This is a genomic window from Sphingomonas sp. 7/4-4 (assembly GCF_027941955.1).
Lineage (GTDB): Bacteria > Pseudomonadota > Alphaproteobacteria > Sphingomonadales > Sphingomonadaceae > Sphingomonas.
Window position 1 is genome coordinate 4,171,548 of the sequence record NZ_CP115960.1, and the last position, 14,076, is coordinate 4,185,623.

A 14,076-nucleotide genomic window follows, 5' to 3' on the forward strand; every position below is an offset into this window, starting at 1 on the left:
CGTCGAAACGCTCGGGGTGCCTGATACTTTGCACCCGGCGTGCCAGTTTCCGCGAACCGCGCTTTTCCAGCCGCTTCAGTGGTTAACGATCGCACTCCCGACCGCGGCCCTGTAAATTTCCCCGACAGGCTGCGCGCACGCCCGGCACCGGTCACGCACCGGACATAATCCGTTCATCGGTCATTCAGCGACTTGACTACAGACGTAATCGTGACGATTACAGGCGTAGTCAGGGAAGAGGGACTCATGACCGAACGGATCAGCGACGCCGAACATGCCGTGATGGAGGTGCTCTGGGAAGAGTCGCCGCTCACGGCGCAGGAAGTTGCCGAGCGGGTGCCCGTCGAGCGCGACTGGAGCGCCAACACGGTCAAGACCCTGCTCGGCCGCCTGCTCGCCAAGAGCATCATCGCGCATGAGGAAGACGGCCGGCGCTATCGCTACCGTCCGCTGGTCGCGCGCTCGGACTATGTCGTCGGGGAATCGCGCCGCTTCATGGACCGCCTGTTCGGCGGCAAGCTCACGCCGCTGGTGGCGCACCTCGCCGAACGCGATGCGATCACCGACCAGGACATCGCCGAGATCGAAGCGCTGCTGAAGGATCTCAAGTCATGATCGGCTTCGCGATAGAGACCTTCGTCGCCACCACGCTGCTGATGCTGCTCGTGCTGGCGCTGCGCGGCCCCGTGCGCAAGGCGTTCGGGCCGCATATGACCTATGCCCTGTGGCTGCTCCCGGTAGCGCGATTGATCCTGCCGCCGCTCCCCGAGGGCTGGCGCGAACAGGCGGCGGCGCCGGTTGCCGCGGCGAGCGACATCGTCGCGGTCTATTTCGTCGAGCCGCTCGGCGCCGCGCCCGCGGCGGGGGCGGAAGGCAGCTTCGGCCTGTGGATGGTGCTGCTCGCTTTGTGGGCGCTCGGCGCCGCGGCGTTCCTCGCCTACCACCTCGTCTCGCACAGCCGCTACACTGCGAATCTGCTGCGCCGCGCCCGCGTCGACCGCACCGTGGCGCAGGGCAAGGTCCGCGTGATCGAGACCGACGCCGCACACGGGCCCCTGGCCTTCGGCATCTTCCGCAAATATGTCGCCTTCCCGCGCGACTTCTCCGAGCGGTACGACGAGCAGGAGCGCGATCTCGCGCTCGCCCATGAGCTCGGCCACCATGTCCGCGGCGATCTTGTAGCGAACTGGGTCGCGCTGATCGTCCTCGCCCTTCACTGGTTCAATCCGGTCGCCTGGAAGGCCTTCCGCGCCTTCCGCGCCGATCAGGAAATGGCCTGCGACGCCCTTGTGCTCGCCGGCCGCGCCCAGGCGCTGCGCCATGCTTATGGTCGCGCAATCGTCAAGTCCGCGCATGGGGGTGCGGTCTCGGCGGCATGTCACTTGCACACGATCAACGAAGTCAAGGGAGGTTACGCATGCTTTCGAAGACCCGGCAATTTTCCCCGCCCGCGCCGCCACCGGACTGATCGGCATCGGCGCACTGTCGGTCGCCGCGCTCGGCTTCACTGCCTCGGGCACGTCGGCGGCCGAGACGCTCAAGACCAGGGTCGAGACCGTGACCGGTGTCTCGCTGGGCCAGGAAGTGCCCGCGCCGCCGGCACCGCCCGAGGCCGCCGAAGCGCCGGAGGCCCCGAGGCTCCGGAGATGGCCGACGGCCCGCACAAGGCCGGGCGCCACGTCTACAGCTTTTCGACCGACGACAAGAAGGACGGCAAGCGCGTCCGGAAAATGGTCATCGTCCGCGCCGACGGCAGCAAGGACGAGATCGCGATGCCCGATCCCGAGGCGATCCGCATGTCGATCCCCGAGGTCCGCGACGGCAAATGCGGCAGGGCCGAAGGCAAGCCGACGGTCGAGCATCGCGAGGATGGCGGCAGGAAGATCATGATCATCTGCACCGATCGTATCGAGATGGCCGCGACCAATACCCAACGCATGACGATGCGTCACAAGGCAATGGGCATGGACAGCGCCCGCATGGGCCTGCGCATGGCGCGCCGCTCGATCGAGAGCGAAACCAACATGACCGCCGACGAGCGCGCCAAGGCGCTCAAGGGCATCGACGAGGCGATGGCCGAGCTCGAGAAGCAGCGCGACAAGGACTGACGAGTGGGGAGGGGTGTCCGCTGCCCCGCGGACTCCCTTCACGACGGGGCCGGCTGAACTCCTTCGCAGCCGGCCCCGTTTAATTCCCCAATCCTCCCCTCCGTCAGGCTGCGCCTGCCACCTCCCCTGGCGGGGGAGGATTGAGAAGCGGCCTTGTCTAAACCTCCTCTACCCGCCACATCGCCCCCATGATCGAGGCTCCCACTGGCGTCGCGCTCGCGATCGAGCCGCTGGTCACGCGCGTCCTCGCGCCCAACCCGTCGCCTTTCACTTATACCGGCACCCAGACCTATCTGATCGGCACTACCGAACTCGCTGTGATCGATCCCGGCCCCGACGATCCCGAGCATCTGCAAGCCCTGCTAGCCGCGATCCATGGCCGCCCGGTCATCGCGATCCTGTGCACCCACACCCACCGCGACCACAGCCCCGCCGCCGCCCCGCTCAAGGCCGCGACCGGCGCTCCGATCATCGGCTGCGCGCCGCTCACGCTCGAGGATGCCGGCCCCCGCGCCGACGCCGCCTTCGACACCAGTTACGCCCCCGATCGCACCCTCACCGACGGCGAGAGCCTCACCGGCCTCGATTGGACGCTCACCGCTGTCGCCACGCCCGGGCACACCTCGAACCATCTCGCCTTCGCGCTGCCCGAGGCCGGCGCCCTCTTCACCGGCGATCATGTCATGGGCTGGTCGACCACCGTGGTCGCGCCGCCCGACGGCGACATGGCGGCGTACATGGCCAGCCTCGACAAGCTGATGGCCCGCGAAGACCGCATCTATTACCCCGCGCATGGCGAGCCGATCGAGCGCCCCCGGCGCTTCGTCCGCGGCCTGATGGGGCACCGCAAGCAGCGCGAGGGCCAGATCCTGCGCCTGCTCCGCGAGGATGTGGGCGCGATCCCCGACATGGTCGAGCGCATGTATGTCGGCCTCGATCCGCGCCTCACCGGTGCCGCCGGCCGCTCGGTGCTCGCGCATCTACTCGACCTCCAGACGCGCGGCCTCGTCGCCGAGGAGGACGGCGCGTGGAAGATGGCCGCGTGAAATACTGGGGCTGCCTCAAGTTCGGTGCGCTGCTGCTCGCGCTCGTCCTCGCGATCGGCGGCGGGGCGTGGTTCCTCGGCGACACCGTCAAGAGCCAGTTCCGCGGCCCAGACCCGATCACCGTGGCCCAGGCGAGCCTGCAGGGCCTGCGCGAGCAGAACCGTCTCTCCACTTTCGCTGCGCGCTACGTCGCGGTGGTCACCTCGAAACAGAGCCGCCTCGGTCTCAGCGCCGAGAAGACGCTGATCATGCCCGGCATGGTCCGCTACGAAGTCGATCTGGCCAAGCTCCAGCAGAAGAGTCTGTCCTGGGATGCCGCCAACAAGCGCCTGACCATCCTGCTGCCCCCGCTCGAAGTGATCGGCCCTGATGTCGATCTCGACGGCATCCGCGAATATTCGGAAGGGGCATGCTGATGCGCTTCACCGATGTCGAGACCCAGCTCGATGCCGCCAATCGCAAGGCCGGTCAGCAGGAGCTGATCCGCCAGGCCCGTGCCCCCATGCCGGTCAAGCTGGCGAAGGAAGCCACGCGCCGGGCGATCGAGCGCAGCTTCGCGATGCCGCTCAAGGCCGCCGGCCTCGACGCCAGGGTCGTAGTATTCTTCCCCGACGAGCGCCCGACCGAAGATTGGGACCGCTCGCGCCGCCCGGAGGACGTAGTCGCCAATAAATGGTAACCGGTTGAGCCGCGCCTGACCTTCCGATACCTTCACATCTGCAAGAGTGTGAGGGGGTTTCATGGCGACGCAGGCGACACCGCAGCCGGGATATGGCCGCGACGACCGGTTCTTCCTGACGATGGCGATCGCGATGGCGCTGACCATCGTTGCCGGTTTCTCGCTCCAGCTCGCAGCGGGCCGTTCGAGCTTCGCCTCGCCGCCGCTCGTCCATCTCCATGCGATCACGTTCTTCGGCTTCATCGCGCTCTACGTCGTGCAGAATGTCCTCGTGACCCGCGGCTCGATCGCGCTCCACCGTCGGCTCGGCTGGATCGGCGCGGTCTGGGCGGGCGGGATGGTGGGGGTTGGTGTCACTATCACTGTAAACATGGTCCGGAACGGCACCACGCCCTTCTTCTTCCTGCCTGCTTATTTCCTCGTGATGAATTCGCTCAGCATCCTCTGCTTCGGCGGCCTCGTCGCCGCGGCGATATTGCTCAGGCGACGCACCGAATGGCATCGCCGGCTGCTCCTTTGCGCCGTGGCGGTGCTCACCGGGCCAGCCTTCGGGCGGTTGCTGCCGATGCCGCTGCTGATCCCCCATGCGGGCTGGTGGGTATTCGCCGCGGCGATGATCTGGCCGCTGATCGGCATTTTCGCCGATCTCCGCCGTCGCGGCGCCGTCCATCCCGCCTGGGGGTGGGGCGTCGCCGCATTGGTCGTGACCCAGCTCGCCACGGTGCTGATCCCCGCAACGCCGCTGGGCATCGCGATCTACGATGCAGTGACGGCGGGCTATCCGGGTGTCGAGGTTCCGCCGCTGGAGTTTCCGCCGCCGCCCGCCGGTCCCTTGATCACCGGGCGTTAGACCGCCATTTGGGAGCCGAACGCTCTCGAAAAGGCCCGGACACCCATGGACGCACGCAACGGCATCGGCGGCAGCCTCGCCGGCCTCGACCTTCGCGCCGAGATCGATCGGCTCCGCAAGGAGCGCAACGCCGTCATCCTCGCGCATTATTACCAGAAGCCCGAGTTGCAGGACCTGGCGGACTTCGTCGGCGACAGCCTCGATCTGAGCCGGAAAGCCGCCGAGACCGACGCCGATGTGATCGCATTCTGTGGCGTCCGCTTCATGGCCGAGACCGCCAAGATCCTCTCGCCCGACAAGATCGTCGTGCTCCCCGACATGAACGCCGGGTGCAGCCTCGAAGACAGCTGCCCGCCCGATCAGTTCGCCGCCTTCCGCGCGCAGCACCCCGATCACATCGCGCTCACCTACATCAACTGTTCGGTCGAAGTGAAAGCGCTGAGCGACATCATCGTCACCAGCTCCTCGGCCGAAAAGATCCTCAGCCAGATCCCGCTCGATCAGAAGATCATCTTCGGTCCCGACCGCAATCTCGGCGGCTATCTCACCCGCACGCTCGGGCGCGAGATGCTGCTCTGGCCGGGCGTGTGCATCGTCCACGAGGCATTCTCGGAGACCGAATTGCTCAAGCTGCGGGCGCAGCACCCTGGAGCGCCGGTCGCCGCGCACCCCGAATGCCCGCCGCACATCCTCGATCACGCCGATTATGTCGGCTCGACCCGCGGCATCCTCGATTTCGCCAAGAGCTTTCCCGGGCAGACCCTGATCGTCGCCACCGAGCCGCACATCATCCACCAGATGGAAAAGGCGCTGCCGGAGAAGAACTTCATCGGCGCGCCCGGCGCGGACGGCAATTGCAACTGCAATATCTGCCCGTACATGGCGCTCAACAACATGGAGAAGCTCTACCTCGCGCTGCGCGACCTCAATCCACGCATCGAGATCGAGGAAGGCATGCGGCTGAAGGCGAAGAAGAGCCTCGACCGCATGCTGGAGATGGCGAGCGCCACGGTGGGGCAGGGCGATCTCGGTCCGGTCCCCGCGGTGGGCGGCGATCCCCGGAAGGGGGATTAAGCTTTCCGGAAATCCGTCATCCCGGCCTTGTGCCGGGATCCACTGTGCCGCGACGGAGAAGCTGGAAGCGAGAACGCGTCGCCCGCCTCCCGGTGGACCCCGGAACAAGTCCGGGGTGACGGGTTAGGACGGGGGTCGGTGCCGTCAACCGGATGCGACAGCTACACCGTCACCATGTCGTACACGATCACCTTCGCCCACAAATGGCTGCACTTGGCGACGAAGTCCTTGTGCACCGGATGGTCCTGATAGGTCTTCTGATCGGCGACATTGTCGAACACCATCAGCTCGGAGACGTGGAAGCTCGAATCGACCACGTCGCGCTGCTCGGTCGATGCCGGCACGCCGATCTGCAGGCTGCGGACGACGTCGACCGCGGCGAGCTTGCGCAGCCCCGCGATCAGCTGCTCGCGATCCGCGGCCGAATCCGGGTTCTTCAGCCAGAAGAAGACGTGATGGACGATCTTCCCGCCCGCCGGCGCCGCCGCGGCCGGACCCGCGGCCATGGCGGCCGCGCCCAATGCGGCACCCTTCACGATATCCCTGCGATTGACTGACATCCTGTCATCTCATCCTTCCGATGGCCCCGGCGCCGGGGCCGCATTGATTCCGCTTGGTATCGTCTCCGCGCCGGCGTCCGGGGTCAAGCGCGACCTCGCGGAGGCGAGGGTTTATTCGGGTAGCTGAAATGTCTCCCTTGCACGGGCTGCCTGTTCGCGCACCACGCACCCCTCCGCATGATCGTTGATCAACCCCATCGCCTGCATGAAGGCATAGACGGTGGTCGGCCCGACAAAGGTCCAGCCGCGCTTCTTCAGGTCCTTCGACATCAGGATCGACGCCGCCGATGTCGAGGCCGTCTGCGGTGGCGCAAGTTCGTCCGGCTCCGGTTCGAAACGCCAGACATAAGCGGCGAGCGAGCCGTGCTGTTTCACCAGCTCCTGCACGCGCCGGGCGTTGTTGATGACCGCTTCGATCTTGCCGCGGTGGCGGACGATGCCCTGATCCTGCAGCAGGCGCGTCACGTCGGAATCGCTGAACCCGGCAATCCGGTCGAAGTCGAAATGGTGGAAAGCCGCACGGAAATTCTCCCGCTTGGCGAGGATCGTTCGCCAGCTCAGCCCGGACTGAAACCCTTCGAGGCACAATTTCTCGAACAGACGCCTGTCGTCGCTGACCGGGAAACCCCATTCATTGTCGTGATAGGCCAGGAACTCGGGCGCCGCCGCGCACCAGCGGCAACGTGGTTTTCCGTCTGGTCCGGGAATGGTCGCGCTCATCGTTCCGCCTTTCGGAGGGCAGCCGGGTATCGGCTTGGCTGCCTGTTGGTTTGAGATGTCGGCCGTGCCTGCACGCCCCTAAGCCGCTTCCCCGCCCCGAACAACGGCAGCGCCTCGCTCTCTCCAATCTCCGCCTCGAAGTTCGAAACCGTGACCCCCACCAGCCGGATTCCTTCTCGGGCGGCAGTACCAGCCCGATCAACTCGCGACTCGCCGCCTGCAGCGCTTCCCGTGTCCGCACCACCGACGCGAAGCTCTTGCTCCGGGTGATCTGCCTGAAATCGGCGAACTTCACCTTCACCGTCACGGTCCGCCCGAACGCCTGCGCCTTGTCGCACCAGTCCCAGACCTCGTCGGCCATGCGCAATACGCCCGCCTCGATCTCGGGCGTCTCGGTCAGGTCGCGGTCGAAGGTCGTCTCCGATCCCGAGGATTTGCGCTCGCGCGACGGGTTCACCGGCCGGTCGTCCTGGCCGCGCGCAATGGCGTGATACCATTCGGCCGCGCTGCCGAAATGCGCGCGCAGGAAGTCGAGCGACTTGTCGCGCAAATCCGCCCCGTCTCGATCCCCAGCCGCTTCATCTTCGCCGCGGTCACCGGCCCCACCCCGTGGAAGCGCGCCACCGGCAGCGTCTCCACCCACGCCGCGCCCATCTCGGGCGTCACTGCGAACTGGCCGTTGGGCTTGCGCTGGTCCGACGCGAGCTTGGCGAGGAACTTGTTGTACGAGATGCCGGCCGAGGCGGTGAGCCCGGTTTCCTCCAGGATCCGCGCGCGAATCTCCTTCGCGGTCGCCCAGGCGGTCTCGATCCCGCGACGATTGGCGGTCACGTCGAGATAGGCTTCGTCGAGCGACAGCGGCTGGATCAGCTCGGTATAATCGGCGAAGATCGCGTGGATCTGCCGGGACACGGCCTTGTACACGTCGAAGCGCGGCTTCACGAAGACGAGCTCGGGGCAACGCCGCAGCGCCGTCACCGAAGGCAGTGCCGATCGCACGCCGAAGGTCCGTGCCTCATAGCTCGCCGCCGCCACCACGCCACGCGCCGCGGCATAGCCCACCGCCACCGGCCGCCCCCGCAGCTCGGGCGCGTCACGCTGCTCGACCGACGCATAGAAGGCGTCCATGTCGATATGGATGATCTTCCGGACGGGCGTGTCGTTCACGGCGTTGGTCTAGCGCTGTTCGAACAATAGGGGAACGGTGAAGGTTTATTCCGTTTCGTTCGTGCTGAGCTTGTCGAAGCACGGCTACCATTCGTTCGCTCGACGCACACCGCCCTTCGACAAGCTCAGGGCGAACGGGGAAGGGGTCCGTCACCCCGGCGCAGGCCGGGGCCCAGAGTTACGGGCCATGTCGCTTTTGGCTCTGGGCCCCGGCCTGCGCCGGGGTGACGTTTGAAAGTTGAGGGCGAACGCCAACGAAGCGATTCCACCGCGTGCGATCTGCCTGTACAGCACCCTTATGCCCTTCACCCTCGATCAATTCGACCTCGCCGCCTTCGTCAGCGCCACCCTCGCCGAGGATCTCGGCGATGCCGGCGACATCACTTCCGCTGCAGTGATCCCCGCCGAGGCGGTGTTCGAAGGGGTGATGGACAGCCGCGATGCGATCACCGTCGCCGGGCTGCCGATCGCCGAGGCATTCTTCCGCGCGCTCGACCCCGAAGTCGCGATCGAGCGGCTCGTCGAGGACGGGCAGAGCGTCCCCGCCGGCACCGACCTGCTCCGCCTGCGCGGCAAGGCCCACGCGATGCTCACGGCCGAGCGCTCGGCACTCAACACCATCCAGCATCTCTCGGGCATCGCGACGCTCACTCGTTCCTATGTCGACGCGATCGCCGGCACCGGCGCGACCTTGCTCGATACCCGCAAGACCATCCCCGGCCTGCGCGTGCTCGAGAAATATGCCACGCGCATGGGCGGCGCGCAGAATCACCGCATGGGGCTTTGGGACGCGGCGATGATCAAGGACAACCATGTCGGCGTCGCCGGTTCGATCGGCGAGGCGGTGCGCCGTGCGGTCGATGCGGGGATCGCGCGGATCATCGTCGAGGTCGACCGCATCGACCAGATCGCGCCCGCGCTCGAAGCCGGCGCCACCCACCTGCTGCTCGACAATATGGGGCCGGATACGCTGCGCGAGGCGGTGGCCCTGGTCGCGGGCCGGGTGCCCACCGAAGCCTCAGGCGGCGTCCGCCTCGACACGATCCGCGCCATCGCCGAATCGGGCGTCACTTATGTCAGCGTCGGCCGCCTCACCCAGTCGGCCCCCGCCGCCGATATCGGGCTCGATTTCACTGCCGCCTGAGCGGCCTTGCAGGGTCAGCCCTGATCGATCGTCACGCTCGCCGGGTGATGCTTGTCGAGATGCTTCTTGATGATCTTCAGATTGCGCGAGTTCGAGCGGAAGAACAGATCGGGGATCGCGCCGACCCACGGGATCATGCCCAGCATCCAGTCGAAGCCGATATTGCCCGCCATCCGCGCGATCTGCGTCTTCGACATGCCGAGGTTGCGCGCCTCCCATGCCATATAGGCGCCCATCGCCGCCGCGATCGTGGTGCCGATGCCGGGGATGAGATCGAGCACCACGTCGAGGCCGACCGGAAAGCGCGTGCCGGGAATGGTGAAGCTGCGCTCGAGCAGATGCTCCATCGCCTCGATCCTGCGGCGGACATGCGCGGGATCCTTGCCCAGCGGCAGATCCTTCGCCGCCGCGGTCCATCCCGATGCCATTCGCTCCGTCTTCGCCACAGCCTACTCCGTCTCGTTTCGCAGGTGGTTCAACGGGTGCCATGCCCGCGTGTTCCGCTGCCAGGCGTCGAGCCGCAGCGCGACGAGCGACCAACGTAGGGGTTGGGCGATTGGAATATAAGAGGAATCCATGGTGAGCGCCGCGTCGGCCTCGGCGATGCGCTGCGCGCGGGCGGCGAGGTCGGGGGCGTCGCGGGCCGCTTCGACCAATGCTTTCGCCTCGTCCGAACAGGCGATGCAGGCGGTCTGCAGGAACCAGCGGCCGCTGTCATAGGGGGCGACGGCGTCGATCAGCCGCAGGTCCGCCGGGTCGCCGAGCCCCACGCGCTGCGGTTCGATCCCGATCCGCCGCATCGCCAGCGCCAAATGCGCCCAGACCAGAGTGGCGCCGGGGCCGGGGGCAATGCGATGCGCAATGTCAGCGGCTCCGGATGCGCCTGCCGCCACGCGAGCACGCGTGCACGGGCAGTCTCGCGCCGTACGTCGAGCGGCAGGGTCCACCAGCCCGGCTGGGCGGGCGGCGCCGCCGAATCGATCCTGGTCGGCAGCAAAGTCTCCATCGGTGCCCAATCGGCGTCGAGCTGCTGGGTCAGCGTGGCGCGATCGATCGCCATCGCGATCGCCGCGCGGTTCGCGGCATCGGCCAGAAAATCGCGGCGATGGAGCACTGCGAGCCCGAACAGGCCGACGGCATGGTCCACCTGGAGGTTGGCAGGGGCGATCTTCGCGGGCTCGAGGATCGGCCAGTCGGCAAAGGTGCCGCCGAGGATCATGTCGGATTCGCCCGCCTTGAAGCGCGCGAGCGCCAGCGCGGCGCGCTCGCCGTAAAGCTGCACGGTTTCCTCCGGCGCGGGCGCGGCATTGTCCTGCCGGGAGGTGTCGGGAGCAGGGCGCAGCAGGAAGCCGTGCGCGATCTTCCGGGCGAGGAAGGGGCCGCTGCCGTCGAGCGTGCCGGTGCGGAACACCGCCAGCTCGGGCTGGGCGAACAGCTTCAGCAGATCGGGGCGGGGCCGTTTCAGCCGCACCTCGATCACCGTGGGGGTCATCTCGACGATCTCGTCGATCACTGCGAGGAAGGGGCCAGCGGGTTGCGGCTGCCGGGCGCCGCAGCGCGGCGGAGGACCCGGATCACCTGCGCGGCGGTAACCGGTGTGCCGTCGGGCCAATAGGCTTCGCGCAGGCGGAAGATGTAGCTGCGGCCGTCGTCGATGACGATCCAGCGCTCGGCGAGCCCCGGCTCGATCTGTCCGGCCGCGTCGAACCGCACCAGCCCCTGCGCCGTCGCGCCCATCAGCACGCGCTCGGCCGGATCGATCGGCCCGGCGCTCGGATCCGCGAGCCGCGCCTCGCCGCCGATGACGCTCACCACCACCGGCGCATCGTCCTTGCGCTGCCCGCCGCCGCACCCACCGGTCGCCAGCCCCAGGGCAAGCAAAACAGGTAAGGCAAAGCGATTCATGCAGGGTTCCACCAATGGGAGACAGCGCGGGTGTATGGCGCAGGCCTCATGCTGCCAACCCCCTGCCGATGCTCCTGCCACGCCGTGCACAGGCTCGGTTCGCCGCATTGCAGCGAATCGAGGGAACCGGGCCCGAAGTCGAAAGTTTCTCCGCTTGCCCCCAACCGAGGAGTATTTCGATGGTGCGTATCCTGGGACAAGTTGCGACCGCGATGGCCGCACTCTCGCTGGCGGCCACGCCGGCAATCGCCGCGCAAGGCTCCGCCTCCAAGCTCTCGCTGCGTGCCTCGACCGATGCGGAGAAGGAATCGGACCTCGCGGGCGCGCCGATCATCGCGATCATCGGCGTGGCGGCGATCATCGCCGGCGGCGTGATCATCGCGACCGACGACGACGATCCCGACAGCGAATAAGCATCTGGTGCGGACGGCGGGACTCGAACCCGCACGCCCCGAGGGGCAGAAGATTTTAAGTCTCCGGCGTCTACCGGTTCCGCCACGTCCGCATTGCCGTCCTTGCCAAGCGCATGAGGCCGAAACCGTCAAGCGGTTCCGGCCTCATCTGCGTGCGTAACAGGGAAGTTCGGCTCAGACGTTGAGGCGAACCCGCATTTCCTTGCCCGGCTTGAAATAGGGAACGCGCTTGGGCGCGACTTCCACGGTCTCGCCGGTGCGCGGATTGCGGCCGGTGCGGCCGTCGCGGGCGCGGGTGGAGAAAGCACCGAAGCCGCGGAGCTCGACGCGTCCGTCTTCGGTCAGGCGGCCGACGATTTCGTCGAAGAAGACCGAGACGATCTTCTCGACCTCGCGTGCCGACAGGCCGGGATTTTCATCGACCAGCAGTTGCACGAGTTCCGAACGGATCATCCGCACCCTCCTTGGCACACATGGACTGCGGTTGGTCTGCCGCGGCTACCCTGATCGGGTTGCTCTAGCGCTCTTATGCAACCTGCATCAACCCGAAGATTATCAGTTCAGGGCATTTATTTCGGAAATGAGGGGGAAGCGGCCGAAACCGCTTCCCCGACCTGCATCAGTTCTTCTCGTTGCGGGCCTTGAGGGCCTCGCCGAGGATGTCGCCCAGCGACGCGCCCGAATCGGACGAGCCGTACTGCTGAACGGCCTGCTTCTCTTCGGCGATCTGCATCGCCTTGACCGAGAAGGTCGGCTTCTTCGAACGATCGAAGCCGGTGACCATCGCATCGAACTTCTGACCGACCTGGAAACGCTCCGGACGCTGCTCGTCGCGGTCGCGGCCGAGATCGGTGCGCTTGATGAAGCCGGTCGCGCCGTCCTCGCCAACCTGAACCTCGAGGCCCGCGTCGCGGACTTCGAGAACCGTCACGGTGACGATCGCGTTCTTGTTGAGCTTGTCGCCGCCGCCCGCAGCCACGGCTGCCGACGGGCCGCCGCGCTCGAGCTGCTTCATGCCGAGGCTGATGCGCTCCTTATCGGGCTCGATCGCGAGCACGATCGCCTTAACGGTCTCGCCCTTGCGATGCAGGTTGAGCGCGTCCTCGCCCGAGATGCCCCAGGCGATGTCCGACATGTGGACCATGCCGTCGACGTCGTTGTCGAGACCGATGAACAGGCCGAACTCGGTGGCGTTCTTGACTTCGCCCTCGACTTCGGTGCCGACCGGGTGCGCGGCCGCGAAGGCCTCCCACGGGTTGTTCTGCGCCTGCTTGAGGCCCAGCGAGATGCGACGCTTCTCGGCATCGACCTCGAGCACGACGACTTCGACTTCCTGCGAGGTCGAGACGATCTTGCCCGGATGGACGTTCTTCTTGGTCCAGCTCATCTCCGAGACGTGAACCAGGCCTTCGATGCCCGGCTCGAGCTCGACGAACGCGCCGTACTCGGTGATGTTGGTCACGCGGCCGCTGAGCTTCTCGCCGACCGGATACTTGGCGGCGGCGCCATCCCACGGATCGCTCTCGAGCTGCTTCATGCCGAGGCTGATGCGCTGCGTGTCGCGGTTGATGCGGATGATCTGCACCTTCACCGTGTCACCGATGTTGAGCACTTCGCTCGGATGGTTGACGCGCTTGTAGCTGAGATCGGTGACGTGGAGCAGGCCGTCGATGCCGCCCAGGTCGACGAACGCACCGTAATCGGTGATGTTCTTGACGACGCCGTCGATCACCTGGCCCTCGGCCAGCGACTGGATCAGGCCCGAACGCTGCTCGGCGCGGGTTTCCTCGAGCACCGCGCGACGCGACACGACGATGTTGCCGCGCTTGCGGTCCATCTTGAGGATCTGGAAGGGCTGGGGGATGTCCATCAGCGGGGTGACGTCGCGCACCGGACGGATATCGACCTGCGAACCGGGGAGGAAGGCCACCGCGCCCGAAAGGTCGACGGTGAAGCCGCCCTTGACGCGGCCGAAGATGACGCCCTCGACGCGTGCGGTCTTGGCGAATTCGGTTTCGAGATTGTCCCAGGCGGCTTCGCGGCGGGCGCGGTCGCGGCTGAGCATCGCTTCGCCATTGGCGTTCTCGACGCGGTCGACATAGACCTGCACTTCGTCGCCGACCTTGAGGTCCGCCTTCTGGCCCGGCGCTGCGAATTCGCGAAGCGGCACGCGGCCTTCGGACTTGAGGCCCACGTCGATCACGGCGAGATCGTTCTCGATGCCGGTGACGGTGCCGATGACGACGCGGCCTTCAAAGCTTTCTGCGCCGCCGAGAGTTTGTTCGAGGAGTGCCGCGAAATCGTCGCGGCTGGGGTTTGCCGTAGAGGCCATAGAGGTCAGTTCCTGGTTCACGTTTTCCGGCCGGCTGGTTGAATCCAGCGGTCTTGAAAGGCCGAAATTGCCACGGCG

15 protein-coding genes, 1 tRNA gene and 2 pseudogenes are annotated in these 14,076 nt (G+C 66.7%); 9 read left to right on the forward strand and 9 right to left on the reverse strand.

Going from position 1 to position 14,076, the window contains the following annotated elements:
• Positions 1 to 246 precede the first annotated feature (246 nt).
• From PIB19_RS21430 to nadA, 7 genes are all read left to right on the forward strand, one after another.
• On the forward strand, positions 247 to 615 hold the full coding sequence (locus tag PIB19_RS21430; RefSeq protein ID WP_271238954.1) for a BlaI/MecI/CopY family transcriptional regulator: 369 nt from the start codon (positions 247 to 249) through the stop codon (positions 613 to 615).
• Positions 612 to 2,108, forward strand: a complete 1,497-nt coding sequence (locus PIB19_RS21435) for a M56 family metallopeptidase (protein ID WP_271238955.1) — start codon at positions 612 to 614, stop codon at positions 2,106 to 2,108. Before PIB19_RS21430 ends, PIB19_RS21435 begins: the two co-directional genes overlap by 4 nt.
• Before the next feature lie 188 nt (positions 2,109 to 2,296).
• Positions 2,297 to 3,154, forward strand: a complete 858-nt coding sequence (locus PIB19_RS21440; protein WP_271238956.1) for an MBL fold metallo-hydrolase — start codon at positions 2,297 to 2,299, stop codon at positions 3,152 to 3,154.
• Positions 3,136 to 3,570 carry a DUF4230 domain-containing protein gene (locus tag PIB19_RS21445; RefSeq protein ID WP_271238957.1) on the forward strand — a complete coding sequence of 145 codons (435 nt, stop codon included), beginning with the start codon at positions 3,136 to 3,138 and terminating at the stop codon, positions 3,568 to 3,570. The genes PIB19_RS21440 and PIB19_RS21445 overlap by 19 nt, the downstream gene beginning before the upstream one ends.
• Positions 3,570 to 3,833 carry a hypothetical protein gene (locus PIB19_RS21450; RefSeq protein WP_271238958.1) on the forward strand — a complete coding sequence of 88 codons (264 nt, stop codon included), beginning with the start codon at positions 3,570 to 3,572 and terminating at the stop codon, positions 3,831 to 3,833. The genes PIB19_RS21445 and PIB19_RS21450 overlap by 1 nt, the downstream gene beginning before the upstream one ends.
• 61 nt (positions 3,834 to 3,894) lie before the next feature.
• A complete protein-coding gene (locus tag PIB19_RS21455) occupies positions 3,895 to 4,683 on the forward strand; it encodes a hypothetical protein (RefSeq protein WP_271238959.1) in 789 nt (262 codons plus the stop codon).
• Between the two features lie 45 nt (positions 4,684 to 4,728).
• Positions 4,729 to 5,757, forward strand: a complete 1,029-nt coding sequence (gene nadA / locus PIB19_RS21460) for a quinolinate synthase NadA (RefSeq protein WP_271238960.1) — start codon at positions 4,729 to 4,731, stop codon at positions 5,755 to 5,757.
• A gap of 161 nt (positions 5,758 to 5,918) precedes the next feature.
• On the opposite strand, the gene PIB19_RS21465 is transcribed toward nadA, so the two are convergent.
• From PIB19_RS21465 to dinB, 3 genes and pseudogenes are all read right to left on the reverse strand, one after another.
• Positions 5,919 to 6,317 carry a Dabb family protein gene (locus PIB19_RS21465; RefSeq protein WP_271238961.1) on the reverse strand — a complete coding sequence of 133 codons (399 nt, stop codon included), beginning with the start codon at positions 6,315 to 6,317 and terminating at the stop codon, positions 5,919 to 5,921.
• A gap of 111 nt (positions 6,318 to 6,428) precedes the next feature.
• Positions 6,429 to 7,037, reverse strand: a complete 609-nt coding sequence (locus PIB19_RS21470) for a DNA-3-methyladenine glycosylase I (protein ID WP_271238962.1) — start codon at positions 7,035 to 7,037, stop codon at positions 6,429 to 6,431.
• Between the two features lie 98 nt (positions 7,038 to 7,135).
• Positions 7,136 to 8,165, reverse strand: a pseudogene (gene dinB, locus PIB19_RS21475) (DNA polymerase IV); the annotation flags it as partial.
• A 337-nt stretch (positions 8,166 to 8,502) separates the two neighbouring features.
• On the opposite strand from dinB, the gene nadC reads away from it, so the two are divergent.
• Positions 8,503 to 9,348 carry a carboxylating nicotinate-nucleotide diphosphorylase gene (gene nadC / locus PIB19_RS21480; RefSeq protein WP_271238963.1) on the forward strand — a complete coding sequence of 282 codons (846 nt, stop codon included), beginning with the start codon at positions 8,503 to 8,505 and terminating at the stop codon, positions 9,346 to 9,348.
• A gap of 14 nt (positions 9,349 to 9,362) precedes the next feature.
• Here the strand turns inward: nadC and PIB19_RS21485 are convergent, their stop codons facing one another.
• The 3 genes and pseudogenes from PIB19_RS21485 to PIB19_RS21495 form a co-directional block, all read right to left on the reverse strand.
• Entirely contained in the window at positions 9,363 to 9,776 is a 414-nt protein-coding gene (locus PIB19_RS21485; RefSeq protein ID WP_271241054.1) for a DUF4112 domain-containing protein, read from the reverse strand.
• 21 nt (positions 9,777 to 9,797) lie between these two features.
• Positions 9,798 to 10,118: a hypothetical protein gene (locus tag PIB19_RS21490; RefSeq protein WP_271238964.1), complete on the reverse strand. Its 321-nt coding sequence runs from the start codon at positions 10,116 to 10,118 to the stop codon at positions 9,798 to 9,800.
• Positions 10,085 to 11,361 (reverse strand): annotated as a pseudogene (locus tag PIB19_RS21495) (ABC transporter substrate-binding protein). The gene PIB19_RS21490 and the pseudogene PIB19_RS21495 overlap by 34 nt, the downstream one beginning before the upstream one ends.
• 71 nt (positions 11,362 to 11,432) lie before the next feature.
• Between PIB19_RS21495 and PIB19_RS21500 the strand changes: the two are divergent.
• Positions 11,433 to 11,666: a hypothetical protein gene (locus tag PIB19_RS21500; RefSeq protein WP_271238965.1), complete on the forward strand. Its 234-nt coding sequence runs from the start codon at positions 11,433 to 11,435 to the stop codon at positions 11,664 to 11,666.
• Between the two features lie 5 nt (positions 11,667 to 11,671).
• Here the strand turns inward: PIB19_RS21500 and PIB19_RS21505 are convergent.
• The 3 genes from PIB19_RS21505 to rpsA all read right to left on the reverse strand — a co-directional run bounded on the left by PIB19_RS21505 (position 11,672) and on the right by rpsA (position 13,998).
• Positions 11,672 to 11,758, reverse strand: a tRNA-Leu gene (locus PIB19_RS21505).
• Positions 11,759 to 11,840: 82 nt separating this feature from the next.
• Complete coding sequence (locus PIB19_RS21510; protein ID WP_056612023.1) at positions 11,841 to 12,119, reverse strand: HU family DNA-binding protein; 279 nt, start codon at positions 12,117 to 12,119, stop codon at positions 11,841 to 11,843.
• A gap of 166 nt (positions 12,120 to 12,285) precedes the next feature.
• The gene (gene rpsA / locus PIB19_RS21515) at positions 12,286 to 13,998 is read right to left on the reverse strand and encodes a 30S ribosomal protein S1 (RefSeq protein WP_271238966.1); all 1,713 of its coding nucleotides are present in this window, start codon (positions 13,996 to 13,998) and stop codon (positions 12,286 to 12,288) included.
• Between the last annotated feature and the right edge of the window lie 78 nt (positions 13,999 to 14,076).

Bases quoted from the DNA above. Each gene is read 5' to 3' on its own strand.
- PIB19_RS21455 (WP_271238959.1), top strand. From the start codon at position 3,895: ATGGCGACGCAGGCGACACCGCAGCCGGGATATGGCCGCGACGACCGG.
- nadA (WP_271238960.1), top strand. From the start codon at position 4,729: ATGGACGCACGCAACGGCATCGGCGGCAGCCTCGCCGGCCTCGACCTT.
- PIB19_RS21510 (WP_056612023.1), bottom strand. From the start codon at position 12,119: ATGATCCGTTCGGAACTCGTGCAACTGCTGGTCGATGAAAATCCCGGC.
- PIB19_RS21440 (WP_271238956.1), top strand. From the start codon at position 2,297: ATGATCGAGGCTCCCACTGGCGTCGCGCTCGCGATCGAGCCGCTGGTC.
- PIB19_RS21450 (WP_271238958.1), top strand. From the start codon at position 3,570: ATGCGCTTCACCGATGTCGAGACCCAGCTCGATGCCGCCAATCGCAAG.
- PIB19_RS21435 (WP_271238955.1), top strand. From the start codon at position 612: ATGATCGGCTTCGCGATAGAGACCTTCGTCGCCACCACGCTGCTGATG.
- PIB19_RS21500 (WP_271238965.1), top strand. From the start codon at position 11,433: ATGGTGCGTATCCTGGGACAAGTTGCGACCGCGATGGCCGCACTCTCG.
- PIB19_RS21465 (WP_271238961.1), bottom strand. From the start codon at position 6,317: ATGTCAGTCAATCGCAGGGATATCGTGAAGGGTGCCGCATTGGGCGCG.
- rpsA (WP_271238966.1), bottom strand. From the start codon at position 13,998: ATGGCCTCTACGGCAAACCCCAGCCGCGACGATTTCGCGGCACTCCTC.
- PIB19_RS21430 (WP_271238954.1), top strand. From the start codon at position 247: ATGACCGAACGGATCAGCGACGCCGAACATGCCGTGATGGAGGTGCTC.
- PIB19_RS21470 (WP_271238962.1), bottom strand. From the start codon at position 7,037: ATGAGCGCGACCATTCCCGGACCAGACGGAAAACCACGTTGCCGCTGG.
- PIB19_RS21485 (WP_271241054.1), bottom strand. From the start codon at position 9,776: ATGGCATCGGGATGGACCGCGGCGGCGAAGGATCTGCCGCTGGGCAAG.
- nadC (WP_271238963.1), top strand. From the start codon at position 8,503: ATGCCCTTCACCCTCGATCAATTCGACCTCGCCGCCTTCGTCAGCGCC.